The sequence below is a fragment of the Streptosporangium nanhuense genome, from assembly GCF_059358815.1.
In genome coordinates this window covers 1-673 of the sequence record NZ_JCADBG010000128.1, presented here as the reverse complement: position 1 = coordinate 673, position 673 = coordinate 1, and the positions used below count along the sequence as shown (strand labels likewise).

Sequence of the window (673 nt, the reverse complement as noted above, 5' to 3'; positions counted from 1 at the left end):
TCGACGCACGAGGTGACGGCCGGGGTGCTGGGGCTGTTGCAGGAGTGGTTGGCCGATGAGCGGTTCGAAGCTTCGCGTCTGGTGTTCGTCACCCGGGGTGCGGTGGAGGCGCGGGAAGGTGATGTGGTCGCTGATCTGGCGGCTGCGGCGGTGTGGGGGTTGGTGCGCTCGGCGCAGTGGGAGAACCCGGATCGGTTCGTGCTGGTCGATGTCGAGGGTGAGTTGACCTCCTCGGTGCCGGCCGGGGTGCTGGCCTCAGGGGAGTCGCAGGCGGCTGTACGCGCCGGTGAGGTGCATGTTCCTCGCCTGGCGCGAGTCTCACTGGGCGACGACGATGTCCGAGCTTGGGATCCTGAGGGCACGGTGCTCATCACCGGCGGCACGGGTGGTCTGGGTGGTCATCTGGCCCGGCACCTGGTGGCCGAGCGGGGTGTGCGGCATGTGTTGTTGACCAGCCGCCGGGGCTTGGACGCTCCGGGGGCGGTGGAGTTGCAGGCGGAGCTGATCGCTCACGGTGTCGAGGTCGAGATCGTGGCCTGTGACATGGCGGATCGGGAGCAGGTGGCGGCCCTGCTGGCCGGGATCGATGCCGAGCATCCGCTGACGGCGGTTGTTCACACCGCGGGTGTGCTCGCCGATGGGACGATCCCGTCGTTGACGCCTGAGCGGTTGG

1 protein-coding gene is annotated in these 673 nt (G+C 68.9%); it reads left to right on the top strand.

What is annotated here, in order from left to right; genetic code table 11:
* Positions 1-24: 24 nt before the first annotated feature.
* Positions 25-673: SDR family NAD(P)-dependent oxidoreductase (locus AC5L38_RS44320; RefSeq protein ID WP_495248842.1), on the top strand; the 649-nt coding region annotated here is incomplete at its 3' end.